The sequence below is a fragment of the Micromonospora sp. NBC_01392 genome, from assembly GCF_045040125.1.
Taxonomy (GTDB): domain Bacteria; phylum Actinomycetota; class Actinomycetes; order Mycobacteriales; family Micromonosporaceae; genus Micromonospora.
The window spans coordinates 19,718-45,928 of sequence record NZ_CP109549.1 but is presented as its reverse complement, the minus strand read 5'-3'; the positions used below and the strand labels follow the sequence as shown (position 1 = coordinate 45,928).

The 26,211-nt window shown below is 69.9% G+C and carries 18 protein-coding genes and 1 pseudogene; 9 read left to right on the top strand and 10 right to left on the bottom strand.

The window, feature by feature from the left end:
• The first annotated feature begins 106 nt into the window (after positions 1–106).
• Complete coding sequence (locus tag OG767_RS00180; protein ID WP_405091641.1) at positions 107–1,342, top strand: cytochrome P450; 1,236 nt, start codon at positions 107–109, stop codon at positions 1,340–1,342.
• Between the two features lie 130 nt (positions 1,343–1,472).
• Here the strand turns inward: OG767_RS00180 and OG767_RS00175 are convergent, their stop codons facing one another.
• Both OG767_RS00175 and OG767_RS00170 read right to left on the bottom strand, forming a co-directional pair.
• Positions 1,473–2,171 (bottom strand): hypothetical protein, encoded by a 699-nt coding sequence (locus OG767_RS00175; RefSeq protein ID WP_405091640.1) that lies wholly within the window; start codon positions 2,169–2,171, stop codon positions 1,473–1,475.
• A 425-nt stretch (positions 2,172–2,596) separates the two neighbouring features.
• Entirely contained in the window at positions 2,597–3,151 is a 555-nt protein-coding gene (locus OG767_RS00170; RefSeq protein WP_405091639.1) for a DinB family protein, read from the bottom strand.
• A 1,684-nt stretch (positions 3,152–4,835) separates the two neighbouring features.
• On the opposite strand from OG767_RS00170, the gene OG767_RS00165 reads away from it, so the two are divergent.
• Both OG767_RS00165 and OG767_RS00160 read left to right on the top strand, forming a co-directional pair.
• The gene (locus OG767_RS00165) at positions 4,836–5,888 is read left to right on the top strand and encodes a polysaccharide deacetylase family protein (RefSeq protein ID WP_405091638.1); all 1,053 of its coding nucleotides are present in this window, start codon (positions 4,836–4,838) and stop codon (positions 5,886–5,888) included.
• A 535-nt stretch (positions 5,889–6,423) separates the two neighbouring features.
• Entirely contained in the window at positions 6,424–8,013 is a 1,590-nt protein-coding gene (locus OG767_RS00160) for a cellulase family glycosylhydrolase (protein ID WP_405091637.1), read from the top strand.
• A gap of 74 nt (positions 8,014–8,087) precedes the next feature.
• Here the strand turns inward: OG767_RS00160 and OG767_RS00155 are convergent, their stop codons facing one another.
• Positions 8,088–9,068 carry an alpha/beta fold hydrolase gene (locus tag OG767_RS00155; RefSeq protein ID WP_405091636.1) on the bottom strand — a complete coding sequence of 327 codons (981 nt, stop codon included), beginning with the start codon at positions 9,066–9,068 and terminating at the stop codon, positions 8,088–8,090.
• A gap of 389 nt (positions 9,069–9,457) precedes the next feature.
• Positions 9,458–11,425: an ATP-binding cassette domain-containing protein gene (locus OG767_RS00150; RefSeq protein ID WP_405091635.1), complete on the bottom strand. Its 1,968-nt coding sequence runs from the start codon at positions 11,423–11,425 to the stop codon at positions 9,458–9,460.
• Positions 11,426–11,731: 306 nt separating this feature from the next.
• Between OG767_RS00150 and OG767_RS00145 the strand changes: the two are divergent.
• Positions 11,732–12,142, top strand: a pseudogene (locus OG767_RS00145) (helix-turn-helix domain-containing protein); the annotation flags it as partial.
• 431 nt (positions 12,143–12,573) lie between these two features.
• Positions 12,574–14,247 (top strand): cellulose-binding protein, encoded by a 1,674-nt coding sequence (locus OG767_RS00140; RefSeq protein WP_405091634.1) that lies wholly within the window; start codon positions 12,574–12,576, stop codon positions 14,245–14,247.
• Between the two features lie 78 nt (positions 14,248–14,325).
• Here OG767_RS00140 and OG767_RS00135 read toward each other — a convergent pair whose 3' ends face one another.
• The 4 genes from OG767_RS00135 to OG767_RS00120 form a co-directional block, all read right to left on the bottom strand.
• Complete coding sequence (locus tag OG767_RS00135) at positions 14,326–15,285, bottom strand: helix-turn-helix transcriptional regulator (protein WP_405091633.1); 960 nt, start codon at positions 15,283–15,285, stop codon at positions 14,326–14,328.
• A 155-nt stretch (positions 15,286–15,440) separates the two neighbouring features.
• Positions 15,441–16,547 (bottom strand): sensor histidine kinase, encoded by a 1,107-nt coding sequence (locus OG767_RS00130; protein WP_405091632.1) that lies wholly within the window; start codon positions 16,545–16,547, stop codon positions 15,441–15,443.
• Positions 16,540–17,226, bottom strand: coding sequence for a response regulator transcription factor (locus OG767_RS00125; RefSeq protein WP_405091631.1), 687 nt, complete (start codon positions 17,224–17,226; stop codon positions 16,540–16,542). Before OG767_RS00125 ends, OG767_RS00130 begins: the two co-directional genes overlap by 8 nt.
• A 5-nt stretch (positions 17,227–17,231) precedes the next feature.
• On the bottom strand, positions 17,232–17,942 hold the full coding sequence (locus OG767_RS00120) for a VanZ family protein (protein ID WP_405091630.1): 711 nt from the start codon (positions 17,940–17,942) through the stop codon (positions 17,232–17,234).
• A 255-nt stretch (positions 17,943–18,197) separates the two neighbouring features.
• On the opposite strand from OG767_RS00120, the gene OG767_RS00115 reads away from it, so the two are divergent.
• Positions 18,198–20,468 (top strand): glycoside hydrolase family 44 protein, encoded by a 2,271-nt coding sequence (locus tag OG767_RS00115; protein ID WP_405091629.1) that lies wholly within the window; start codon positions 18,198–18,200, stop codon positions 20,466–20,468.
• A 59-nt stretch (positions 20,469–20,527) separates the two neighbouring features.
• Here OG767_RS00115 and OG767_RS00110 read toward each other — a convergent pair whose 3' ends face one another.
• Together OG767_RS00110 and OG767_RS00105 are read right to left on the bottom strand one after the other, a co-directional pair.
• Positions 20,528–22,309 carry a sensor histidine kinase gene (locus OG767_RS00110; RefSeq protein ID WP_405091628.1) on the bottom strand — a complete coding sequence of 594 codons (1,782 nt, stop codon included), beginning with the start codon at positions 22,307–22,309 and terminating at the stop codon, positions 20,528–20,530.
• Positions 22,306–22,995, bottom strand: coding sequence for a response regulator transcription factor (locus tag OG767_RS00105; RefSeq protein ID WP_405091627.1), 690 nt, complete (start codon positions 22,993–22,995; stop codon positions 22,306–22,308). Before OG767_RS00105 ends, OG767_RS00110 begins: the two co-directional genes overlap by 4 nt.
• A gap of 98 nt (positions 22,996–23,093) precedes the next feature.
• Between OG767_RS00105 and OG767_RS00100 the strand changes: the two genes are divergently transcribed.
• Genes OG767_RS00100 through OG767_RS00090 form a run of 3 tightly spaced genes read left to right on the top strand, consistent with a single transcriptional unit; the run spans position 23,094 to position 26,166 of the window.
• A complete protein-coding gene (locus tag OG767_RS00100) occupies positions 23,094–24,293 on the top strand; it encodes an efflux RND transporter periplasmic adaptor subunit (protein ID WP_405091626.1) in 1,200 nt (399 codons plus the stop codon).
• A 29-nt stretch (positions 24,294–24,322) separates the two neighbouring features.
• Positions 24,323–24,970 (top strand): ABC transporter ATP-binding protein, encoded by a 648-nt coding sequence (locus tag OG767_RS00095; protein WP_405094092.1) that lies wholly within the window; start codon positions 24,323–24,325, stop codon positions 24,968–24,970.
• Complete coding sequence (locus tag OG767_RS00090; protein WP_405091625.1) at positions 24,967–26,166, top strand: ABC transporter permease; 1,200 nt, start codon at positions 24,967–24,969, stop codon at positions 26,164–26,166. Before OG767_RS00095 ends, OG767_RS00090 begins: the two co-directional genes overlap by 4 nt.
• Positions 26,167–26,211 lie beyond the last annotated feature (45 nt).

Below are 26,211 nucleotides of genomic sequence, written 5' to 3'. Positions count from 1 at the left end.
GCGGTTTACTGAAATTGTAGGCCTTGGCATAACCAATGCCGTACGTGTAGGTGATTCATATCAATGAGCATCAGCGAGCTTTACGTCGGCCGCACTGAGGAAGCGCATGTCGAAGAACCTGAACGTCATAGCGGAGCTTCCTGCTGATCTGTTGTCGCTGGACCTGGCAGATCCGCAGACCTTCCTGCGGTACGACCAGGGCGAATTATGGCGTCGAATGCGCGCTGAGCATCCGGTTTTCTGGAACGCTCCGCGCGACGGGCGGCCCGGCTTCTGGGCCGTCACACGATACGACGACGTTATGTATGTCTATCGAGAAACCTCCACCTTCGCATCTTCACGCGGAAATGTGCTGACCACACTTCTTCATGGCGGTGACTCGGCGGCGGGAAAGATGCTTGCCGTCACCGACGGAAGTCGGCACCGGGAACTGCGAAAGGTATTTTTGAAGGCGCTCTCTCCGCGCGTCATGTCGACGGTCGCCGAGCAAGTGCGAGAGAACACGGAAAGCCTCGTCCGTCGTGCTGCGGAGGTAGGCAGCTGCGACTTCGCGCAAGACGTCGCGGAGAAAATTCCGATCCGCACGATATGCGATTTGCTTGGAGTTCCGAGGGCTGATCAAGGTGAACTTCTCATTCTGACCAAGAAAGCCCTCAGTGCGGATGACGAGGATATCACGGCGTTCGACTCCACAGTGGCTAGAAGCGAGATACTGGTCTACTTTTCGAATCTCCTCGAGGAATTTCGCAAGAACCCACGAGAAGGCGTCATCGGAACGTTCGCGGACGCCCAGGCGTCTGGTGTGGCACTGTCCAACGAAGAGATCGTTCTGAACTGTTATAGCCTGATCATCGGGGGCGACGACACCAGCCGGCTCTCAATGATCAGTTCGATTGCTGCTCTGGTAGAGCACCCCGCACAGTGGGCGGCCCTGAGCTCTGGACGCATCGACAGCCGAACCGCTACGGAGGAACTCCTGCGTTGGACAACCCCCGCCATGCACTTCGGACGGACGACGCTGCACGACACCAACGTCTCAGGTCAAGCCATCAATCAGGGCGACATTGTGACACTGTGGAACGTGTCGGCCAACCGTGACGAGGCCGTCTTTGCATCACCAGACGTCCTGGACCTGTCCCGTTCACCCAACCGCCATCTCACCTTCGGCTACGGTCCGCATTTCTGCTTGGGTGCGGAACTAGGCCGTATCGAGGTTAGGGCGATGCTCGATGCCCTGTGCCGCTTCACGGCCGACATCGCGCTCACGGGCACCCCGAAGAGGGTTCGCTCCAACCTTCTTTCGGGTATCAGCAGTCTGCCCGTGAAGTTCACTCCACGCTGACAGGACTCCATGGTGGTCCCTCCCTCGACCAGCCGCGGCAGAGCGGTGCGCATGTTCGCCGCCTTGTGGTCCGTGCCAAGATCGGCATTCGGCATGCCAGCCGGTTACCAGCATCATCCGGGCCCCCTCGTCAGAGTAGATTGAGGTGCTCCTCCCGGACTATGTCGAATCGGAGCGCAAATGCGACAAGGGCCTCGCGCTTGGAGTGCCTACGCCCCTCGTCCATATACTTGACCCAGCGGCTAACCGGAAGCTTCTGATCCGCCAGATAGTTGATGTGATAATTGATGCTACTCCGATTTGCGTCTCTGAACTGACTGCTCCTCCTCAACCTTTCGACAACCTCCTGTACGGACGGCACGGCCGCCATCGAAGATCCGCGCAGGCGTGGTTCGCACAGGGCGACGAGAACCGCAAAGTACTTACTCGTCGTCTCCACATTGACCATGGGAGGGATCGGTGCCCTGGCCGACAGCCCTTCTTCCATCAGGGGCAGAGGGGAACCGAAGACGGTGAGCTCGGTCAGATTTTCGCCAGAAGGAATGAGAACGCGCGACATTTCAAAGGGTATCGCCAACCTGAGCTGGCGCGGACGAACCTTGACCAGTTCTATCCCGCCCTCCAAATTCTCTATCACATAGGTGGAGCTAGTGGTGAAGTTCGAGACAAGGAGACGGTTATCGCGAAACTCAAATGCGCCGACACTGGGTTTCCCGCCCGGCTCGAACCTGCCCGTACGACTATCTATTCCGAAATCGAGGTATTCGCCCGTCTTCAGGTAGATTCTTTCCTTCGCGTGTCCTTGATCGAAGTCACGGTTGCCCTTCACCCATGTCACGATCGCGCCTACATCACTTTTGGATCGCTCATGCATTGGTTCGCCATCCTGTTCCTCAAGCGTTGTCGAAGCGTGGGCAATGAAATGGCCGGCTTTACGGCTGATTCATGGACAGAGCGGCGCCTGGATCAAATCATCTAGGAAAGCACTGCGAGTAACCCAACGACGCGACCTACCCGCCCCCGTGGTTTGCGGCACTTCCCCTCGCCCCCTTGAGTTGCGCAAGCGTGCGGTCCAGCACGGTCGTCGAGGTGCGGCCGGAAACATGCGGGAGGCAGCGGCCGACAGTGGTCTCCCACTCACCCTGGGTTCGAGCCTTGTCAGCCTCCGAGCGACAGGGCGACCACGAGAGGGCTGGAGTTGTGGGCAACCTGGTCGTCCGGCCCCGCGGCCGGACATGGTCGCCACCGCCGAGATCAAACACCTTGGCGTGAGTACAGGTCACGCAGCAGGCCGATCTCGCCACCGTGATGCGTGACCTCGACCAGAGCCTTCAGCGCGAGCTTCAGATAGGTCTCATCGACCCAACCACCAGGGCCCCGGCCTATCGGCGCCAACAGGCGCTCGGCGCTGAGGGCCGCGATACGGGAGTGAAAGTGGTCCCAGTGCTCGGCGAGCGCTTGGACGCCCTCTTTCGCGGTGCCCGGCCACTCATGGCGGTCGCCGAACTCAGGGACGTCCTCAAAGAAGTGCATCACATATCCGCGCAGACAGAGGGCACCGATATGCCATACGCGCCAAGCGATCGTCGTGATGGGGTCCGGCACCTCCGGACTCGATTCCGGAAATAGACTAGTGACACGGAATGTGCCGTCGTTGCCGAGGCGGATACTGACGCAGTCGCTGGCCGGCTCCCAGAGGTACTCGTCGTCGGTCAGGCCTTCGAGGCGGTCGAACAACCGGGTTCGCGCGCGTTCGAAAGTCGCTAGAAAATCTCGCGCGACGGTGTCGGGCACGATTATGTCAGCCATGTAGCCTCCAGGACTTGGGATTGATAAATGCGAAAATCGCAACACCCCAAACACCGTACTTGCTCTTGGACGCAGGAGCCAAGGCGGGGCGTTTGCATAGTCTGATGGCAAAGCGCTGGACTGGGGATTCGCCGAAAGATCGGCCTCTGCGTCGGCGCAGGTAGCGTCTGAGTGGGTGTTTTAGAGAGGTGCGACTCGGGCGTGTCGTAGCGTGCGGCGTTGCTGCCGACGGGCGGGTTTGCCGTGGGTGACGCGGCGCAGCAGCTGGCTGGGAGGGTGGTTCGGCAGCTTTCGTCGAGTATGAGTTTGGGCCGGCATGTAATGAGCCGTTTTCATCGTGGGTAGCGGGCGTCCTCGGCGGCCTGGAGGACGACGATGGCCTGCGCGATCGAGGTGGCGCGGCGGGGCCAGCAGCGGAGCCACGGAGCTTTCCGAGAATGCCCTACCGCGTCCTCGTGAACGACTACCTCAGTCCGCAGTTGGGTCACGGTCGGATGCGGAGGTTGTGCACCCGGGATGCCCATCGGTCGATGGACCGCACTTTGCGCCGCCAGATCCGGGGCGGATGGCCAATCCTCTCCGGGCTCCCTGAACGGTATCCGTGCGGTGCTGGGCGACGCGCCTGTCGGCAGCGCGGCGGCAGGGCCCGATTGACAGGAATCCCGGTCGAGGGCTGCGGCTGCCGAACGGAGCGCGCCCCGGCGGTGGTGTGGGAGGCGGGGCGGGAGAAGCCTGGAACGGCACGGGAGCGCGGCCTTGAGGGCACGAAGTCACCATGGCCGGGCGGCCGAGAAGTCCCCGGCTGGGGCGATCGAAAGGTGGCGCGGCGTTTGTCGTGAAGGGTGTTGCACTTCGGGTAGCTGCGTGGTGTCCATAATCCCCCCGCGGAGTTATGAGGCTGGAGAGAGTGTGTACGCGCAGAGAAGGCGTACATCGGCCCGGAAACTGGCGCGTTGTTTCAGGTGGAAGGGTTCGCCGCACGGACACTCTCAACAATAGAGAAGTCGACGATTGAAGTGGCCCAGCCAATTCACAGCGAACCGCTGTCAGATTTTCGAAAAAGTCGCTGTATCTGCTAGGACCGACACGGCAAGACTCTCAGCTGGCATGTTTCCTCCCCGTTAGGAAAACCGCTGGCGCCCATATTATCCATGATCGATGTCCTTGTAAAGGATGTCGCAGAGGGTAATGATCTGAGCGGTGTCAATCAGAGCGGCGACCGCGCCACCGGCGGGGACCAGACCTGGGCGGCGCCCGGACCGCTTCACGCGCTGCTCCGGTCGTGCGCAGGGCGCGCGTGCGCCCGTCACGGAGGTGCCCGTTACGGAGGCCGTAGTAGGGGTTGCGGGTGGAGCAGTGGCGCTGTCGTGGTTGCCGACATCGACCTGGCCGCAGGAGCACGCTCGGTGCTGTTCGACGGTGACGTCGAGGTCAGGGGTCGTTTCGGGAGACCGAGTCGGCCCCTTTTCCATGCGTACAGCAGCAAAGCGCCGTCGGTGTCGCCGTGGCCGGCTCGCTGGTCGCGGTCGACAGCCGATCTTCCGGAAAACCTCCGGATAACTTCCGGAAATATCGTTGACGTTTCCGAAACGCCGCTGCAATACTCCGAATCGCGGTGACATCCGTCTCTGTCGATTGATGCCATGCGTCGTCAGGTGTCACCCGTCCCAAGGAGGACCTGCGCATGAACGCCAGCATCGGCGGCTCCCGCCGTCCGTCCGCCCCCCGAACATCGCGTCTCACCGTCCGGTTGGCCGTGCTCGCCTCCACCGTGGCGCTGAGCGCCGTCGGTCTCGCGGTCGCTGCCACTCCCTCCAGCGCCGCCACCTGCAACGGGTACGTCGGCCTCACCTTCGATGACGGGCCGACCGGCAACACCAGCGCACTGCTGTCCGTGCTGCGCGCGAACGGCGTACGGGCGACCATGTTCAACGTCGGGCAGAACGTGCAGAGCAATCAGTCCGCCGCGCGGGCCCAGGTCGACGCCGGCATGTGGGTGGCCAACCACAGTTGGAACCACGCGCACATGACCTCGATGAGCCAGAGCCAGATGCAGTCGGACCTCTCCCAGACCAACTCGGCGATCCAGTCGGCGACCGGCGTCCGGCCGCAGTTGTTCCGCCCGCCCTACGGGGAGACCAACTCGACCCTCCAGTCGGTCGCCACGTCGCTTGGCCTGCGCCAGGTGATCTGGGACGTCGACTCCCAGGACTGGAACGGCGCCAGCGTCAGCCAGATCGTCTCCAACGCCAGCCGCCTCCAGGCCGGCCAGGTGATCCTGATGCACGACGGCATTCAGAACACCCGCGACGCGATTCCGCAGATCGTGGCCAACCTGAGCAGCCGTAACCTCTGTCCGGGCATGATCTCACCGAGCACCGGCCGAGCGGTGGCTCCGGACGGCACCCCGCCGCCGACCACTCCGCCGCCGACCGGCACGCCGACCACTCCGCCGCCCACCGGCGGGTGCACGGCAACGGCGACGACCCCCAATGTCTGGGGTGACCGGTACAACACCTCGGTGACGGTTGAGGGGGCCAGCAACTGGACCGTGGTCGTGGCGGTGACCGCGCCGCAGCGGATCTCCACTACCTGGAACGGCTCCCCCAGTTGGGACAGCACCGGTTACGTGATGACGATGCGGTCCAACGGCAGCGGCAACACCTTCGGCTTCACCACGATGATGAACGGCAACAGTGGCGCCAGAGCCCAGATCCGCTCCTGCACCACGGGCTGATCCCGATGGCCCTCCCGGCCACCGAAAACGCTCAGACAGACATGGTCGACCAGGTGCCCCTACGGTGAACTCCAACTGACCTTGGACCGTGGGGGCACCCCCGGCCGAGGCGGCGCCGGGTTTCCGTGGCGGTCTGGTCGTGTGCGACCGCTCCGGGCTCGAGTTCGACGCGGGCGGCCCGGGCGGCGAAGCTGATCGCGTGGTGCCACCCGCAGAGCAGGAGAAGGTCCAGTAGCTGCAAGGACCTCACGGACGCGAATCGCCAAGGTCCGTCGTCGAAGCGGGGTGTCTCTGCCGTATTCGGCATGGCACCGCGCACGCCGACGGCGACTCGCACGACCGGCTCGGGAACGCGGACCTCGGACAACGCGGACCTCGGACAACGCGGGGATGCATGACTGGCCGAGTCCTTGCTCCATCCATGCACATGCATCTATTCTTTGGCGGCCCATCGACTGCCAGCGTAGGCAATCGAATATCGTCGAATCGCTTCGACAACCCAGCGTGACGGTTGGTTCGAAGACAGGAGATTCTCGTGAAATCCACATTCAGAAAGGTTCAGTTCGCCCTGGTGTCCGGCGTACTGGCGCTGGCCGGATCCGCAGCCGTGATGACCAGTTCCGCGTCGGCGGACAACATCGCCCAGCTGAACGCCACCCAACTCGTCGCCGACATGGGTGCGGGCTGGAATCTGGGGAACGCCCTGGAGGCCAACGCCAACGGGATCCCCAGCGAGACGGCGTGGGGCAACCCGGTCGTGACGCAGGCCTTCATCGACCGGGTGAAGGCGGCGGGATTCAAGACGATCCGCATCCCGGTCTCCTACCTGGGGAACATCGGGGCCGCCCCGAACTACACGATCAGCTCCGCCTGGCTGAACCGGATCCAGGAGATCGTCGACTACGCCTACGGTCGCGGCCTGTACGTGCTGGTCAACATGCACGGCGACGGCTACAAGACCATCACCGGCTCGTGGTTGATCTGCGACTCGTCGAACCAGACGACGATCAGGGAGAAGTACCAGAAGGTCTGGCAGCAGGTCGCGACCAGGTTCCAGAGCTACGGCGAGCGCCTCGTCCTCGAGTCCATGAACGAGGAGTTCGACGGGCAGTACGGCAACCCCACCCAGCCGTGCTACTCGAACATCAACGCCTACAACCAGATCTTCGTGGACACGGTCCGTCGGACCGGTGGGAACAACACCTCGCGCTGGCTGCTCGTCCCCGGCTGGAACACCAACATCGACTACACCGCGGGCAACTACGGCTTCGTGCTGCCGACGGACCAGTACCGGTCGTCGTCCGTGCCCGCCAACGAGCAGCGGCTCATGATCTCCGTGCACTACTACGACCCCTGGGACTTCGCCGGCGAGGAGAACGGCACCATCACGCAGTGGGGGCCGGCCGCCACCAATCCGGCCCGGAAGTCGACCTGGGGCCAGCAGGATTTCATGGACACCCAGCTGAAGAAGATGCGCGACACGTTCGTCTCGCGTGGGTACCCGGTGTTCGTCGGTGAATACGGTTCGGTCGACAAGACGTCGGCCGACTCGACGAACAACAGGTACCGCGCGGACTACGCGCGCACGCTGGTGTCCACCGCCAAGAAGTACGGGGCGGCCACCGCGTACTGGGACAACGGCTACAACGGCGCGTACGGGTTCGGGCTGTTCAACCGCAGCAGCGGTGCGGTCACCCAGCAGGGCATCATCGACGCCATCATGAGCGCCGTCGGTACCACCCCGACGACGCCGCCGACCACCACCCCGCCGACGACCGCGCCGCCGACCACCACCCCGCCGACGACCCCGCCGCCGTCGAACGGACGGTCCTGTTCGGCGTCGTACACGGTGACCGGTTCGTGGCAGGGCGGCTTCCAGGCCGAGGTACGGGTGACCGCCGGTGGCTCGGCGATCAGCGGATGGACGGTGACCTGGACGTTCGCGAACGGGCAGCAGGTGACGCAGGCGTGGAGCGCGACGGTGACCAGCAGCGGCTCGACCGTCACCGCCCGCAACGTCGGCTACAACGGCGCGCTCAGTGCCGGCGGTAGCACGACCTTCGGCTTCCTGGGCTCGTCGAGCGGCACCAACGGCGTACCGTCGTTGACCTGCGCGGCGAGCTGACAGGCCGGGTGGGCGACGGCACGCTGTCCGTCGCCCACCCGTCCGGAGCCTCAGCCCGGCTCAGCTCGACCCGCTCAGCCGAAGAACGCCCGCAGGTGCTGGACGAGCACCTGGGGCTGCTCGTCCACGAAGTAGTGCCCGGTGTTGTCGATCTGGACCAGCTGCACGTTGGTGGCCTGCTGGGTCAGCGTCGCGGCGAAGCTCGGGTAGAAGATGGGGTGGGCGATGCCCAGGACCGGAACGGTGATCGGCGCGTACGTCTCATTGTCGAGGATGTCCTGACCCAGCGCCTTGTACCAGCCGTTGCCGCCCCGAATGGCGTCCGGGGTCGAATAGGCCAGGGCGTAGACGGCCCGGTCGAAATCGTTGATCGCGGCCTTGTTGACCAGGAGATTGTCGAACATCCAGTCGACGAGGAACCGGGACCGGCCGGTGATGAGCTGCTCCGGCAGTTGCGACACCTGGTTGAAGGCGAACCACCAGGGGTGGAACGGGGCACCCGGCGCCGGCAGCATGCGGAACTCGTAGTAGCTGCTGTTCGGGTGGTCCACGTCCAGCATGGCGATCTTGTTGATGACCGAGGGGTGGTTCGCCGCCATGCTGTAGGCGACCATCGAGCCCATGTCGTGACCGACGACGTTCACCTTGGCGTAGCCCAGGGCCCCGGCCAGCGCCGCGATGTCCGCCGCCATGGTCTTCTTGTCGTACCCGGACGCGGGCTTGCTGGAATTGCCGGCGCCGCGCAGGTCGACGGCGATCACGCGGTACCGGGTGGCCAGCGCGGGCATCACCTTGTGGTACTCCCACCACGTCTGCGGCCAGCCGTGCAGCAGGATCAGGGGTTCCCCGCGCCCGCCGGCGACGTAGTGCAGCCGGATTCCGTTGACGTCCGCGTACCTGCTCGTGAACCCCCCGGGAAGGGAGGCGGCGAGGTCGGCGGCGGACGGAGCGGCGATCCGCGCACCGTCGGTGGACGGTGCGGCCTGTGCCGCGGTGCCGGTCGCCGCCGCGGCGACCGCGCCGGCCCCGAGCGCGATCAGCTTCCTTCTGTTCATGGAAGACACGCATGCTCCAGTTCTCTAGACGGTGCCAAGGATCTTTACCGACTTCGGTAAATGCAGGCTCGTGACAACGCCACTCATGCCCGATGGTCGATGGGAAATGACCGATGAGACCTAATTTCCTGCGCCTGCGTCCGATGGTCGGGACTGCCATCAACGGGAATGCCGTCAACGGGACAGACGACGATCTTAACCACATCCGTGCACGTGCTTCGAGTTGATCTCGTGATTCACCGAGTTGATGTTGTTCGGTTGCGGACGGCCCTCCGTTGGGTGAACCAGGCATCGTCGCAGGTCAGTGCGTAAGTGTCACTACCCGGGTCGGCGATTGTGGTGGAGGCGGGTCAGGCCCATTCCGTGCCACGTCGCGTCGGCGGGACCCGTCAGGCGGAGGAGGGCTGGCGGGGCAGCGTCGTGGCCGGCGTGGTGGTGTCGTAGCCGGCGGCCTGGAGGGTGAACAGCTCGGCGTAGCGTCCGCCGGCGGTCATCAGGTCCCGGTGCGTACCGGCCTCGACGAGGCGCCCGTGGTGCAGGACGTAGATGCGGTCGGCATGCCGGACGTTGGCCAGCCGGTGGGTGATCAGGATGGTGATGGCGTGTCCCTGCCGGTCGCGGATGGCCTGGAACAACGCGTCCTCGGCGCGGGGGTCGAGCGCGGAGGACGGCTCGTCCATGATGAGCACGTCGGCGTCGCGCAGGAACCCGCGCGCGGCGGTGATGCGCTGCCACTGCCCGCCGGAGAGGTCCTGCCCGCCGGCGAACGTACGGTCGAGCAGCGTCTCGTACCCGTGGGGCAGCTCGCTGATCATGTCGTGGGCGACGGCCCGGGCCGCGGCGGCGGTGATGCGGTCCTGGTCCGCGGCGGTGGTGACGTCGCCGATGGCGATGTTCGTGGCGGCGGTGAACGGCCACTTGTGGTACTCCTGCGTGACGACCGCGATCCGGGACCGCAGCGCGTCGGTGTCCCAGTCGTCGCGCGGCCGGTCGTCGTAGCGGATGGTGCCGGCGGTGGGCGTACGCAGAGTGGCGATCATGGTGGCGAGTGTGGACTTGCCGGAGCCGTTCTCCCCGACGAACGCCACCGTCTCGCCGGACCCGATGCTCAGGGTCACCTCGTCGACGGCGGCGGTGTCGCGGTCGGGGTAGCGCAGGCTGACCTTCTCGACGCTTATCGTCCGCAGTCGTCGCGGCGCGGTGGGAGGCGCGGCCGGGTCCCGGGGCGCGGGGAGGTGGTCGGCGGCTCGCGTCATGAAGCCGCTGTAGTCGCGGAAGTGCTGTCCCTCGGTGTAGACCCGGTCGACCTGGAAGGTGACCACGGCCAGCGACCGCTGCGCGGCCTGCACGGCGATGACGCAGGTGGCCGCCGCGGCGAGGGGGATCTGCCCGTCGACCAGCAGCAACCCGAGCAGGACGTAGACCGCCGTGGTGGCGATCCCGCCGATCATCGCCCCGACGGTGGTGGTCGTGGTGACCCGGCGGGCGAGCGCGAGCTGGATGCGGGTCTCCACCGCCATCACCCGGTCGTACTGGTCGAGCAGGAACTGCCGCAGGCCGTAGGAGCGCAGTTCGGGGGCGGAGTCGCGTTCGGCCATCAGCCGGTGCAGCAGCCACAACCGCCGCCGTCGCACCGAGCCGGCGGCGTACGTCTGGTAGCGGAGGTGCCCGGCGCGCAGCGACGCCCACCCGTTCGGCACGGTTGCGACCAGCAACGCGAGCAGCAGCAACGGGTGGACCACCACGACGGCGACCGCGACGGCCACCACGCCGGCGAGCCCGGCGAGCAGGTTCATCGCCGCCTGCACCAACCCGGTGGTCGAGTCCGCGCCCCGGGAGGCGCGCTCCATGTCGTCGGCGAACGCGTCGGCGTCGAAGGCTTCCAGCCGGACCGCCGTGGAGACCTCGAACAGGCCGCGTTCCACCTCCCGGTCCACCTTGGGGGCCAGCCCGTTCTGCGCGTACCCCATCGCGGTGGCCATCCCGGCGCGCAGCGCGGTCGCCGCCGCGAGCGCGGTCAGCGCGGGCAGCGCGGCGCGTACCTTGTCGCCGGTGGGTCCGCCGGCGAACAGCTCCACGAGCACCCGCTGCGTGGCGAGGAGCCCGAACGCCGCCATCACCCCCGCGCCCACGGTCGAGGCCGCCACGATGGACGTGCGCAGCCGATCGGCGCGCCAGCTCACCACGAGGGCGGCCCGGACCAGGCGGGGCAGCTCGGTGAACACGGCGAACAGCCCGGCCTGGGCGCGGGCGCGGACGCCGGTCTCCCACCACATCTCCCGCAGTTCCGGCAACACCGGGTCGACCCCCGACGCGGGGGCGGGCGACGCGGAATCGGAACGGTCGGTTTCGGGCATGACGGATCCTCCCAACGACGGGCGGGCGGGCCGGTGGCGTGGACGTGCGGCGGCGCGGGAGACCGGCGGGTCGGGATCAGGGCCGGTCGGCGCGTATGCAGGCACCGTAGGACTCCGACCGGCCGACACGCCCGTGACACCGCCCGCCGACAATGTCGGTCTCTGCCGACATCGCCTCCGACATCGCCACCCGGGCCGGCAACCACCGGTGGTCGCTGCCCGTCCGGTGCCCGGACGCGGAAAATGTCACAGCGGGTCGTTAGGGTCACCCCTCACCGTGACCGCTCGACGCCGGGGTGGTGGCTGATGGACGACCGCGACGAGATCGTCGCCGCGCGCCGCGCGCTCGGCCGTCGGCTCGCCCACCTGCGCAGGGCCGCCGGCCTCACCCAGCACCGCCTCGCCCCGCTCGTGCGGTACGCCCGCAGCTCCATCGCCAGCACGGAAACCGGCCGGCAGCACCCCGACCGGGCGTTCTGGTGCCGGTGCGACACCGTGCTGCGCACCGGCGGCACGCTGACCGCCGACTACGACCGCATCGCCGAGCTGGGCCTGCGCCGCCGACGTGTGGGCATCGACCGGCCCGATGGTGCGGGGCGCGGGGAGCCCGGCGGACGCGTCGCCGTCCACCTGTCGGGCCTGCTCGCCACGCTCGCCCCGGACCTGCGGGCCTTCCGCATCGCCCGGGCGTACGCCGCCGAGGCGTTCGACCTGGCCACCGCCCACCTGCGCGTCGGCGATCTCGAACAGGCCACCGGGTTGGCCGTCCGGGCGCTCGCGCTGGCCGCCGACTGCGGCGTCGTGTCGGTGCGTCGGCGCGCCCGACAGTTCCTCGACGCGGCGGGACCCTCCGGTCACCCCTGGGGGCCGTGGCCCGTCGCGGCGTCGCCCGACGACCGGCGGCCGGCCGGCGGCGCGTCCCGGTCGCGCGCACGCCCACCGACCTGAGCGGCCGACGGCGGACGGGGCGCCCTTCCCGTATGCAACAAACCTGCACGTCTTTGCTATTGCCTCGCCGGTAAGCGCTTTCTTAGCCTGTGTTTCATCGATGTTTCGATCCGGGCTGAGGGTGCGCACACGAAGCCACATGCGGTGTCGGGGCGGTGAGAGTCGTGCCCGCACCGTGTCTACTCCCGAGGAGTCCAACTGTGAGAACCGCAGTGCGACACAAGCTTCTTACCGGCGGGATCGCCGTGTTCGCCGCCGTGGCGGTCGTCGCGACGATACCGGTGAGCCAGGCGTCGGGGGCATTCGGCGACCTCGATTTAACATCGATCAACGCCAATGCCACAAACCTCAGTCTCGGGGCCGGCGCGGACGGTTCCAGCAAGGCCGACGGCACCAGCTACGGAAGCGCGATCGACGGCGACATGAGCACCTACTGGTCGCCGGCCGGCTCGACCGGCCGCATCTCGGTGAAGTGGGGTTCCGCCACCACGGTCGCCTCGATCAACATCCGGGAGGCGGCCGGCGCGGTCGGGGCGGTCGGCTCCTGGCGGGTGGTCAACAACGACACCGGCGCCACGCTGGCCAGCGGCACCGGGGCGGGCGTCGTCACGTTCGCGGCCACCTCCCTTCGCAAGATCAATTTTGAGATCACCAGCTCGACCGCCACCCCGCGGATCGCCGAGTTCGAGACGTACGCCTCGGGCGCGACCACGCCGCCGCCGACCACCGGGCCCACCACCCCGCCGCCCACCACCGGGCCGACCACGCCGCCACCGACCACCCCGCCACCGTCGAGCGGCACGCTTTACGTGTCGCCGACCGGCACCGACGGCGCGGCCGGCACGCAGGCGAACCCGACCACGCTCGCCTCGGCGATCACCCGGGTCGCCGCCGGGGGCACCATCTACCTGCGCGGCGGCACCTACCGTTACACGCAGACCGTCACCATCGGCCAGGGCAACAACGGCACGTCGAGCGCGCGTAAGAACATCTTCGCCTACCCGGGCGAGACGCCGGTGCTGAACTTCTCGGCGCAGAGTGAGGACCCGGCGAACCGCGGGCTCCAGGTCGGCGGGTCGTACTGGCACATCCGTGGCATCGTCGTCGAGCGGGCCGGGGACAACGGCATCCTGCTCGCCGGCAACAACAACATCATCGAGCGCGTGGTGACCCGCTTCAACCGGGACTCCGGGCTCCAGCTCTCGCGGCTGGTCGCCAACGCGCCCCGCGACCAGTGGCCCGCGAACAACCTGGTGGTGAGCACCGAGTCGCACGACAACGCCGACTCCGACGGTGAGGACGCCGACGGCTTCGCCCCGAAGCTGACGGTCGGCACCGGCAACGTCTTCCGCTACACCGTGTCCCACAACAACATCGACGACGGGTACGACCTCTACACCAAGAGCGACACCGGGCCCATCGGTCCGGTGACCATCGAGTCCTCCCTGGCCTACGGCAACGGCACGCTGAGCAACGGCGGCCAGGCCGGCAACGGCGACCGCAACGGCTTCAAGCTCGGCGGCGAGGACATCGGCGTGAACCACGTCGTGCGCGGCAACATCGCGTATGACAACGGCCAGCACGGGTTCACCTACAACCGCAACGTCGGCTCGATGACGGTGTCGAACAACGCCGGCATCGGCAACACCGAGCGCAACTTCAACTTCGACGGCGGCTCCTCGGTGTTCCGGAACAACACCTCGTGCGACGGTGGCACGAACGACCGGATCGTCGGCAACTCCGACAGCTCGAACCAGTTCTTCTCCGGCAGCAACGGGTCCCGCTGCGCCCAGTACTCGGGCGCCCTCGGCTGGTCCTTCGCCTCCGACGGCCGCCTCGTCGTGACGTTCGGCGGCAAGGTGGTCACCCCGTAACGACCGGGCGACGCCGGTGTCACCCGCGACGGTGACACCGGCGTCCGCCGGTCAGCGATCGGGTACGCGTCCCGGCGCTCACGGCGCGCGGTCGTGCGGCGGCCCGGTCGGTGGCGAACCGAAGCGTTGCCGGTGGGCGGCGGTGAACCGGTCGGCGTCGGCCCACCCCCAGCGCCGGGCCGTCTCGGCGACGGTGCCGTCGTCGGTCGCATCCGCCCGGCGCAACTCCTGATCGGCGTGTTCGAGCCGGGCCCATCGCAGGTAGGCGATCGGGGTGGTGTCGAGATGCCTGCGGAACGCCAACTGCACGGCGCGGATGGTCACGTGGGCCGCAGCGGCGATGTCGGCGAGCGTGATGTCCCGGTCCGCGTTCTCCTCGATGAACGTGATCGCGCGACGCAGCGTCCGGGGATGGGCGTCGCGGCGGTCGGAGAACGTCGGATCGCTGAGCGTGTTGTTCGGGAAGACGGTCAGGGCGGTGGCGGCCAGCAGCCGGGCCACGCTCCCGGCCAGCAGCGGCTCGCCGGCCACCCCGAGGTCGATCGCCTCGCGGGCGTATCCGTACACGGTGTCCCACGTCTCGGCGGCGGCTGCGGAGACGGGCTGGTGGCTGGTGAACCGGACCGGCTCGGGGCGACGGCCGGGCGCGGTCTCCGCGACGCTCTCCAGCAGGACCGGGTCGAGGACCGTCGTGTGGAAGTCGGCCTTCGCGCAGTCGGCGGTGAAGCCACGCTCCGGCGACACGGGAATGAACGCGTCACCGGGGCCGTATGCGGTCTCCCCGCCGCCGGCCGGGTGGTAGGCGAGCCGGCCGGAGTCGATACGGCAGATGACCAGCCGACCGAGCGCTTCGGCCTGCACGTCGAAGTGGAGGCCGAAGGTGATCTGGTCGAGTCGCGCCGACGGAGTGATCGCGGCGGCCTCCAGCCGCAACCATGGAGGAGAGTCGCCGACGTCGACGCGGATGTCCCCGCCATAGCTGTCACGGAGGACCTGCTCGACGACGTCGACACCGATCGCCTCGAAGACCTGTTCCATGCATGCACCTCGGATGCACCAGCACGCGGCGCCCGAACACGACGGTGCGCCGTTTCCCACCCGTGGACAACAATCATTGTGCGGCAGGCGGAGACCTCCACTGAGCAGGCGACGTTCCGTCGGCGCGCCGCGCCGCCCGCGTCCCCCGCGGGGTGTCAGGGCGGGTCGGGCAGTCGCACCGTGACGAGAAGCCCACCGTCCGGGCCGGGGACCAGGGTGAGCGTCCCGCCGTGGGCGCGGACGACGCTGCGCACGATGGCCAGGCCGAGGCCGGCGCCGGCGTGCTCGTCGACGCGTACCCGTCGCGTCCCGCGCCGGAACGGCTCGGCGAGCGTCGGGACCAGGTCCGGTGGGAGCGGAGGCCCGGTGTTCGCCACCCGCAGCACGCTGGCGTCACCGGACGTCGCGGTACGGACCGTCACCGTGCCGCCCTCGGGCAGGTTGTGGACGACGGCGTTCTGGACGAGGTTGGTCACCATCCGCCGCAGCAGCTCGGCGGAGCCGCTGGTCGGGGCCGCGTCGCCGGTGACGTCGAGCGTGACCCGGCGTCGCTCGGCGACCGGGAGCAGCGTCTCGGCGGCCTCCTCGGCGAGCAGGGAGAGGTCGACCCGCTCGCGGGTCACCACGGCGCGGTCGCCGCGACTGAGCAGCAGCAGGGCCTCGGTGAGGTCGATCGCCCGCCGGTTGACCTCGTGCAGGCGGGCGACGAGTTCGTCCCGGTCCCGCGTCGGGTCGTCGCGGGCGACGTCGAGCAGCGCCCGCGAGATCGCCAACGGGGTACGCAGCTCGTGCGAGGCGTTCGCGGCGAACCGCTGCTGCTCGGCGACGTGGGACTCGAGCTGGTCGAGCATCGTGTCGAACGCGTCGGAGAGCTCCCGCAGCTCGTCCCGCCGACCCGGCATGCGGATCCGTCGGGACAGCGAACCGGTCCCGGCCGTCCGGGCCGCCTCCGTGATCCGGGTCAGCGGCGCGAGCATCCGGCCGGCGAGGATCCAGCCGCCGAGGAGCCCGAACGCCAGCAGGAACGCCAGTGTCTCGGCCGCCCGCGGCGCGAAGACGCGCAGCAGGTTGGACCGGACCGGAAAGACGCCGGGCGTGAGCGTGTCGGCGGAACCGGGGACGATCAGCATGGCCCGGTCGGGGACGTACCGCAGGAGGAACACCCACACGGCGGTGAGCAGCAGGGCGCCGGCCAGCACGAGGAACCCGGCGTAGCTGAGGGTGAGCTTGGCGCGCACGCTCAGCCCCGGTTTCCTACCCACGCTCGTCCCCGGTCACCGGCGGCGTCCCGATGCGGTAGCCGACCCCGGGCACGGTGGCGATGACCCAGGGTTCGCCGAGCCGTTTGCGCAGCGCGGAGACGGTGATGCGCACCGCGTTGGTGAACGGGTCCGCGTGCGCGTCCCAGGCCCGTTCCAGGAGTTCCTCGGCGCTGACCACGCCACCCTCGGCGGCGACGAGCACCTCCAGCACGGCGAACTGCTTGCGGGTCAGCGGGACGTAGCGCCCGTCGCGGAAGACCTCCCGGCGGAACGGGTCGAGCCGGAGGCCCGCGATCCGGCGCACCGGGGGCCGGGCGTGCCCGCGCCGGCGGTCCAGCGACCGCAGCCGCAGGACCAGCTCGCGCATCTCGAACGGCTTGGTGAGGTAGTCGTCGGCGCCCAGCTCGAACCCGGACGCCTTGTCGTCGATCCGGTCGGCGGCGGTGAGCATGAGGATGGGGATGCCGCTGCCGGAGGCGACGATGTGCCGGGCGACCTCGTCGCCGGAGGGCCCGGGGATGTCCCGGTCGAGCACCGCCAGGTCGTAGGCGTTGACGCCGAGCAGTTCCAGGGCGGTGTCGCCGTCGCCGGCGACGTCGGCGGCGATCGCCGCCAGCCGCAGACCGTCCCGGACGGCTTCGGCCAGGTAGGGCTCGTCCTCCACGATCAGTACCCGCATGCGACTCAGTCTGCCGCCGCCACCGGATGACGTCGTTGCGCCGGGGCACGCCACCAGCGGCGGGACGCCAGCCCGAACAGCACCGCGCCGGCGGCGTTGACCAGCACGTCGTCCACCGACGACACCCGGTCCAGCCGCAGCGCGTACTGGAGGGTCTCGATCACGGCCGAGCAGCCCGCCCCGAGCGCCAGGAGCCGGGGCACGGACGCCAGTGCCGCGATCCGCATCGGCGCGAAGAAACCCAGTGCCGCGAGCACCAGCAGGTTGCCACCGATCCCGAGCGGCCCCATCGTGGCCAGGTCCCGCAGCGGCACCAGGCTCACCCGACCCGGCACGACGCCGGCCCCCGGGCCCGGCATCAGCGTCATCCAGACGAACGGCACGGTGCCGTGGACCATCCCCACCTCGGCCACCGACGACCGCCACGCCGAGGTAACGCCGGCGCGGCGCCGGCACCACGCCAGGGCCACCACCCCCAGCGCGGCGACCGGCAGCCCGACCAGCGTCATGAGCAGGACGCCGTTCTCCGTGTCGAAGCAGCCGTGCCACCGCCCGGCCCGGCACGCCGGGGCGGCCATCAGCAACGGGCGCCGCACCACGCACGCGGCCCCCGCCAGGCCGAGGACCGCCGCGCCGACGAGCACGACCCTTCGCGTACGCCGGGGTGGCGCGACCCCCACCTCTCCTCGCCGGTCGATACCCCGTGTCGGGTCCATCCCCATGCTCCTCTCCGGTGGCGGACCGGGCGGACGGCCTCCCGGTCCGTCCCGAGTGAAGACGCCGGGTTGTTGCGCGGGCGTATGCGTTTCCCGATACGCGTCGCGATCGGCATGCGCCACCGCCGGGCGTACGGCGAGACACTGCGGCGTTGATCCACCGGACGCCGACGTGTTGACGCGGGGGGCGAACCGGGCCAGGCTGTGGGGGCGCTCCCAACGGCGAGCTTCGATTTCCTCAGGAAGGAAGAGCTCGTGCGTCCCACCACAGCACTGCTCCCGGTCGTGCTGGCCGCCACGCTCGGCGGCCTGGCCCTACCAGGGCCCGCCCAGGCCGCCGCCGGCCCGGCGCTGGCCGTCGACACCACCGCCGACCGGCACACGATCAGCCCGTACGTCTACGGGATGAACTTCGCCGACGAGGCGCTCGCCCGGGAGCTGCGGCTACCGGTGCACCGGTACGGCGGCAACGCCACCACCCGCTACAACTTCCGCACCGACACCACCAATCGGGCCGCGGACTGGTACTTCGAGAACATCCCGAACGACAACACCGATCCGGACAGCCTGCCCGACGGCTCGGAGAGCGACCGGTTCGTGGAACGGAACAAGGTCACCGGCACCGACACGATCATGACGATGCCGATGATCGGCTGGATCGCCAAGGATCGGGCCAAGGCGTGCGGCTTCAGCGTGGCGAAGTACGGCCCGCAGGAGTCCACCGACCAGTGGGCGCCCGACTGCGGCAACGGCAAGAAGCCGGACGGCAGCCTGATCACCGGCAACGACCCGGAGGACACCAGCGTCGCCGTCGGTCCGGAGTACGCCACCGACTTCGTCAACCATCTCAAAGGACGGTTCGGCGCCGCCGGCAGCGGTGGGGTGCGGTTCTACAACCTGGACAACGAGCCGGACCTGTGGCACTCGACGCACCGCGACGTCCGCCCGGTCGGGCTCGGCTACGACGAGCTGCGCGACCGCACCTACGCGTACGGCGCGGCGATCAAGGCGGCCGATCCGGGGGCGAAGACACTGGGCCCGGTCGGCTGGGGCCTGAACTCGATCTTCTATTCGGGGCTGGACCAGGACACCTGCTCCCGGACCGGCTGCTGGTCGAACCCGCCGGACAAGGCCGCGCACGGCGGCCAGGACCTCGGCCCGTGGTACCTGGACCGGATGCGGGAGTACGAGCAGCAGCACGGCACCCGCGTCCTCGACTACTTCGACGTGCACCTCTACCCGCAGCAGTCCGGCGTCAGCGGGTCCGGTGCCGGGGACGCCGCCACCCAGGCGCTGCGACTGCGCTCGACCCGCCAGCTCTGGGACCCGACGTACGTGGACGAGAGCTGGATCAACCAGCCGGTCCGGTTCATCCCGCGGATGCGCGAGCTGGTCGACAAGCACTACCCGGGCACGAAGATCGCGATGACCGAGTACAGCTGGGGCGGGTACGGCTCGCTGAACGGCGCGCTGGCCCAGGCGGACGTGCTCGGCATCTTCGGCCGGGAGGGGCTCGACCTGGCCAGCCTCTGGACCGCGCCGACCGCCGACCAGCCGGTGGCCGACGCGTTCCGGATCTACCGCAACTATGACGGCAAGGGTGGCGCGTTCGGCGAGACGTCCGTCCGGGCCACCAGCGCCGACCAGGACAAGCTGGCCGTGTACGCGGCCGAGCGGACCGCCGACAAGGCGCTCACCCTGGTCGTGGTCAACAAGAGCGGCGACGACCTGACCAGCCCGGTGGCCCTGACCGGTGCCACCGCCGGCAGCGCCCAGGTCTACCGCTACAGCGGGGCGAACCTCGCCGGCGTGGTCCGGGAGGCCGACCAGCCGGTGACCGCCGGCGGCTTCACCGCCACCTTCCCGGCCAACTCGATCACCCACCTGGTGCTGCCGCGCGGCACCACGCCCGGCGACACCCAGCCGCCGACCGCCCCGGGCAAGCCGGTCGCCGGCACGGTCACCGGCGACAGCGTGGCGCTGAGCTGGACGCCGTCCACCGACAACGTCGGCGTCACCGGCTACGACGTGCACCGGGTCGACACCACCGGCACCGTGAAGGTGGGCAGCACCACGAGCACCGCGTACACCGTGGCCGGGTTGACGCCGGACACCCCGTACACCTTCGTGGTGACCGCCCGGGACGCGGCGGGCAACGTCTCGGCGGCCTCGCCCGGCCTGACCGTGCGGACCGCGCCCACCACCCCGACCGGCGGCTGCACGGTCGGCTACGCGGCGAACAGTTGGCCGGGCGGCTTCACCGCCACCATCACCGTCAAGAACACCGGCACCACCGCGATCGACGGCTGGAAGCTCGCCTTCGACTTCCCCACCACCGGCCAGAAGGTCGGCCAGGGCTGGTCGGCCACCTGGAAGCAGAGCGGAACGGGCGTCACCGCCGAGAACCTGGGCTGGAACGGCAGACTCGCCCCCGGCGCGTCCACCAGTATCGGCTTCAACGGCACCTGGAGCGGCACCAACCCGGCGCCGACCGCCTTCACGCTCAACGGTCAACGCTGCGGCTGACGGCACCACCTCCCGAGCGAGGGCCGGGCCGGGGCATCGCGATGTCCCGGCCCGGCCGGTCAGTGCGGGACGGCGGCGACGATCGGCAGTCGGACGGTGAACGTGCTGCCCACGCCGAGCACACTCTCGACGGAGATGCTGCCGCCGTGCGCCTCGGCGAGCTTGCGGGCGATCGACAGGCCGAGCCCGCTCCCCCCGGTGCGGCGGGCCCGCGAGTCGTCGGCCCGCCAGAAGCGCTCGAAGACCCGGGACAGGTCGGCGGGCGCGATGCCGGTCCCGGTGTCGGACACGACGATGCTCAACTGCTCCGCCCGCACCGCGCACCGCACGGTCACCGAGCCACCGGTGGCGGTGTGCCGGATCGCGTTGGCGACCACGTTGCCGACGAGCTGCCGCAGCCGGGCGCCGTCGACCGCCGTCTCACCGACGGCGGCCACGTCGAGGCCCAGCCGCACCCCGGCGGCGTCGGCCGCGCCCCGGTGCGCCTCGACGACCTGGTCCAGCAGGTCGGCCACGTCGTGCGGTTCGCGGTGCACGCGCAGCTCACCGGCGTCGGCGGCGGCCAGGTCCCGGAGGTCGTCGATGATGTGCTGGAGCAGCATCGCCTCGTCGAGCAGCAGGCTGAGCAGGTGCGCGTCGGGCTGGGCGAGACCGTCCTGGGCGGCCTCCAGCCAACTCCGCATGGTGCTCAGCGGCGTCCGCAGCTCGTGCGCCACGTCGCTGACCATGGTCTTGCGCAGCGCCTCGATCTGCTCCCGCCGGGCGGCGAGGTCGTTGAGCGCGGTGGCCAGCAGCCCGATCTCGTCGCGGGTGGTCACCGGCACCCGGGCCGGCGAGTCCATCGGCTGCCGGACGGCGTCGGTCAGCGCCCGCAGCGGTCGTACCAGTCGACGCCCGACCAGCACGGTGACCAGCACGGTGGCCGCCAGCACCGCGCCGGTCACCTCGACGATGCGGATCACGTTCGCGCGGGACAGGTTGAACACCGGCTCGGTGGTGCCCTGGGCCTCGTCGGTCACGAACAGCAGCGCCGGCGGTGCCGCGTACGCCCTCAACTGGGCGACCAGCGCCTCGTGCAGGCAGGAGTCGATCCGCTCGTCGAGCCCGGCGGAGCCGCTCGGGATCGCCGTGCGGTCCGGCCTGATCATGACCCGGTCCGGCGCTCCCGCCCGGCGCAGGCACGACCTCGTCGCGTCCCGTAGCCGTGCGATCGGCCCGGCCTCGGTCGGCAGCGGACCGGCCAGGTCGGCCGGCAGGCAGTGGCCGACGACGTCGCGCCCGTCCGTCCCGGTCACCTGGACCGACGCCCGGCCGGTCGGGCCGACCACGACCTTTCCGTCCAGCGCGGAGTTGCGGTGGATGCACGTGAGCCACCGCCCGGCCAACTGCCGGGTGACGCCGCTCTCCCGGCTGGTCAGCACGTACGGCCCGAGCACGCGCCGGTCGATCCGGGCGGTCCCGCCGGTCAGGCCCAGGTCCACCTGTAGCGGGTCGACGGTCGCCGAGGGGCGGGCCGCCCGCAGCGACGGGCCGTCCGGTGCGGAGTCGGCGATCACCTGCCGGTCCGGCGTCATCAGCGTGATCCGGCGTTCGAGCGTGCCGGCCCGCTCGGCGAGCACGGCGGCCACGCCGGACCAGTCCCGGTGGGTGGCGGCGTAGCTCACCAGCGTGTCGTAGATGTTCTTGTCGTCGGCGAGCGAACGGCCCTGGGCCTGCTGGATCGCCTGGGTGGTCGACTGGACGGCCAGCCAGGTCGTGGCCAGGATCGCGCAGACCGCCACCAGCAGGGAGGTGGCCAGCAGCCGTACCACCAGGCTGCGGTGCGGCGGCACGCGTCTCACGGCGTCCCGGCGGTCAGCTTGTAGCCGACCCCGTACACGGTCAGGAGCTGCCGTGGCCGGCGCGGGTTCGCCTCGATCTTCCGGCGCAGGTTCATCACGTGCACGTCGATGGTGCGCCCGGTCGACTCGCGGTCGATGCCCCGGGTGTGCTCCAGCAGTTGGCCGCGGGTGAACACCCGGCCGGGCTGGCGGATCATCGCCGCCAGGATCGCGAACTCACCGGCGGTGCAGTCGACCGGGACACCGCCGGCGGTCACCGTGTGCCGGGGCTCGTCGACGGTGAGGCGGCCGACCCGGAGCACCGGTGGGTGTCGGGCCGTCGCGGGGACGCGGCGCAGCAGCGTCCGGACCCGGGCCACCAGTTCCCGGGGGCTGAACGGCTTGGTCATGTAGTCGTCGGCGCCGAGGTCGAGGCCGCGCAGCAGGTCGTCCTCACTCGACCGGGCGGTCAGCATCAGCATCAGCACGTCCGACTCCTGGCGGAGGATCCGGCAGATCTGCATCCCGTCCAGCCCCGGCAGCATCACGTCGAGCAGGAGCAGGTCGAACGTCTCCTGCCGGGCCGCCCGCAGCGCCGCCTCGCCGTCGTGCACGACCGTCGCCTCGTGACCCTCCGCGGTGAGGTAGCGGCGCAGCGCCTCGGCCTGCCGCCGGTCGTCCTCCGCGAGCATCACCCGTGCGCACATGGTGGGGACTATAGGTGAGCCGCGGGGTCGCGAATCCGTGGAAAAGGTCATGCCCGGACCTGACAGGATCCTGATGATCCCGGGTCACGATCGGCGCCATGCCACTGACCCGAACGGTGCCGCCGGCGAACGCCGAAACCCAGGTCATCCCGCTCGCTGGCAGGGAACCGGCACCGCGCCGCCGCTACCTGACGAGGGCGGTGGTCCCCGCGGTCGTCGTCGCCGGACTGCTCGCCGCGGCCGTCGTCGTCTGGTCCGGCCGGGACACCGGCCCGGCGTCGACAGCGGACGAACCGGCAGGCGTACGGAGCGTCGCGGTGGTGAAGCAGGACCTGTCGACGGCGCAGTCGCTGCCGGGCACGCTCGGCTTCGGCGCCGCCCGACTGCTCAAGGGCGGCCGGAGCGGCACGGTGACCTGGCTGCCCGCCCCGGGCGCGTCGGTGCGGCGCGGCCAGCAGCTTTACCGGGTCGACGACCGCCCGGTGCCGCTCTTCTACGGCGGGATGCCGCTGTTCCGCCCGCTGCGCGACCTCGGCACGGTCGGCCGGGACGTGCGGATCGTCGCGGACAACCTGCACGCCCTCGGCTACGACGTCGGTGACCGGCCGACGTCCGGCGCCCGGCCGACCCGGTCGTCGTCCACGCCCGCTCCGGCGGTGCCGGTGGCCAGGGACGAGAGCGTGCTGACCGCCGCGTTGCGGGACGCGGTCAAGCGCTGGCAGCACGACCTGGGGGTGCCGGCGACCGGCACGGTCGAGGCCGGGGACGTGGTGGTGCTCGTCGGCGCGGTCCGGGTCGACTCGGTCGCCGCCCAGCCGGGCGACAGCGCGGACGCCCCGCTGCTGTCGGTCACCCGGACGGCGAAGGTCGTCACCGTGGAGGCGAACGTCGGCGACGCGGCCTCGATCGCGCCGGGCGACGCGGTCACCGTGCACCTGCCCGACGAGAGCACGATCGGCGGCCGGGTCACCGCGGTCGGCCAGGCGGTGAAGGCGGCGGAGGGCGATGCCGGCACCGGCGGCCCGCCCACCGTCACCGTGACGATCGCGATGAAGAGTTCCGCAGCCACGGCCCGGATCAGCGTCGCCGACGTGCGGGTCGACTTCGCCGCCGAGACCCACGAAGGCGTCCTCGTCGTCCCGGTCGGCGCGTTGCTCGCGCTCAGCGAGGGCGGCTACGGCGTCCAGGTCTCCGGCGGGGATCTGGTCCCGGTCGAGACCGGGCTCTTCGCCCAGGGGCTCGTCGAGGTCAGGGGCGACGGTCTCCGCGCGGGGACCCCGGTGGTGACCACCTCGTGACCCCGGTGCTCTCGGCGCGCGATGTCAGCATGCGCTACCCCGGCGGCGTCGAGGCGTTGCGGGGGGTCTCGCTGGACATCACCGAGGGTGAACTGGTCGCCATCGTCGGGCCGTCCGGCTCCGGCAAGTCGACCCTGCTCAACCTCATGGGCACCCTGGACCGGCCCACCTCCGGCACGATCTCGATCGCCGGGCAGGACGTGGCCGGGCTCTCCGACCGCCGGCTCTCCGCCCTGCGTGGTCGCTGGCTCGGCTTCGTCTTCCAGCAGTTCCATCTCGCCGCCGGCCTCACCGCCGCCGAGAACGTGGCCACCGGCCTGCTCTACGCCGGGGTCCCGCGCCGCCGCCGTCGGCCGCTCGCGTTCGACGCACTCGACCGGGTCGGCCTGGCCCACCGGGTCGACCACCGTCCGGCGCAGCTCTCCGGTGGCGAGCGTCAACGTGTCGCCATCGCCCGGGCGCTCGTCAACGGCCCCGCCCTCGTGCTGGCCGACGAACCCACCGGCGCCCTGGACACCGACAACGGGCGTGCGGTGCTCCGCCTGCTGCGCCGGCTCAACGAGGAGGGCACCACCATCGCCGTCATCACGCACGACAACGAGATCGCCGCCGACCTTCCCCGCCGCGTCGAGCTGCGCGACGGCCGGCTGGTGCGCGACACGGCGGTGGTCCGATGATCCGCCGGGTCCGGCTCTCCCCGCTCGACCTGCTCGACGTCGGGCTGCTCGGCATCCGTACCCGCCGGGCACGGGCCGCGTTCTCGGCGTTGGGCATCGCGATCGGCATCGCCACCACGGTGCTCGTCACCGGCGTACCGGCCTCCGGCCAGGCGGCGCTGCTGCGCGAGCTGTCCGCGCTCGGCACCGACCACCTCCAGGCGCGGGCACAGTCCGATCCGGACTCGCCGGCGGAGTTCCCCGAGGAGTCCGTGGCGATGGTCGGGCGCATCGGGCCGGTCACCGTGGCGAGCGCGGTGGCGAACACCCACGCGCTCGTCCGCCGCAACGACCGTACCGACACCGGCGACGGTTCCGGCCTGACCGTGCTCGCCGCCCGCCCGGACCTGCTGCGCGCGGTCGACGGGAAGGTGCGCTCCGGGCGGTGGCTCGACGCGGTCACGGAACGGTTCCCGACCGTGGTGCTCGGCTCCGTCGCCGCCACCCGACTCGGTTTCGCGGACCTGCCCGCCGCCGGCGGTCCCGGTCCGTCGGTGTTCATCGGCGACCGGTGGTTCACCGTCGTCGGCATCCTCGCCCGGACGCCGCTCTCGCCGGACCTCGACCGCTCGGTCCTGGTCGGCTGGGAGGCGGCCCGCGACCACCTGCGCTTCGACGGGCATCCCACGGTCATCTACCTGCGGTGCCGGGAGTCGGCGGTGGAGGCCGTCCGGGAGGTCCTGCCGGCCACCATCTCGCCGGTCCGACCCGGGCAGGTGGTGGTGACCCGCCCGTCGGACGCGCTCGCCGCGAAGCGGGCCACCGAGAGCAACTTCTCCACGCTGTTCCTCGGCCTGGCCGCGATCGCGTTGCTGGTCGGTGGGATCGGCGTGGCCAACACGATGGTGGTCTCGGTGCTGGAACGGCGTACCGAGATCGGCCTGCGCCGCGCGCTCGGCGCGCACCGTGGCCAGATCCGCGCCCAGTTTCTCACCGAGTCCGCCGCGTTGGCCGCGCTCGGCGGGGTCGCCGGGACGCTGATCGGCACGGTCGCGACCGTCGGTTACGCGACCTGGCAGGGCTGGCCGGTGGTGGTCTCGGTGCCGGCGACGCTCGCCGGGCTCGGTGGCGCCGTCGTGGTCGGTGTGCTCGCCGGTGTCTATCCGTCGATCCGGGCGTCCCGTCTCACACCGACCGAGGCGCTCGCCTCGACCTGAGACGTGCCGGCACGCGCGGGAGGCGCCACCCGGTGCGGGTGGCGC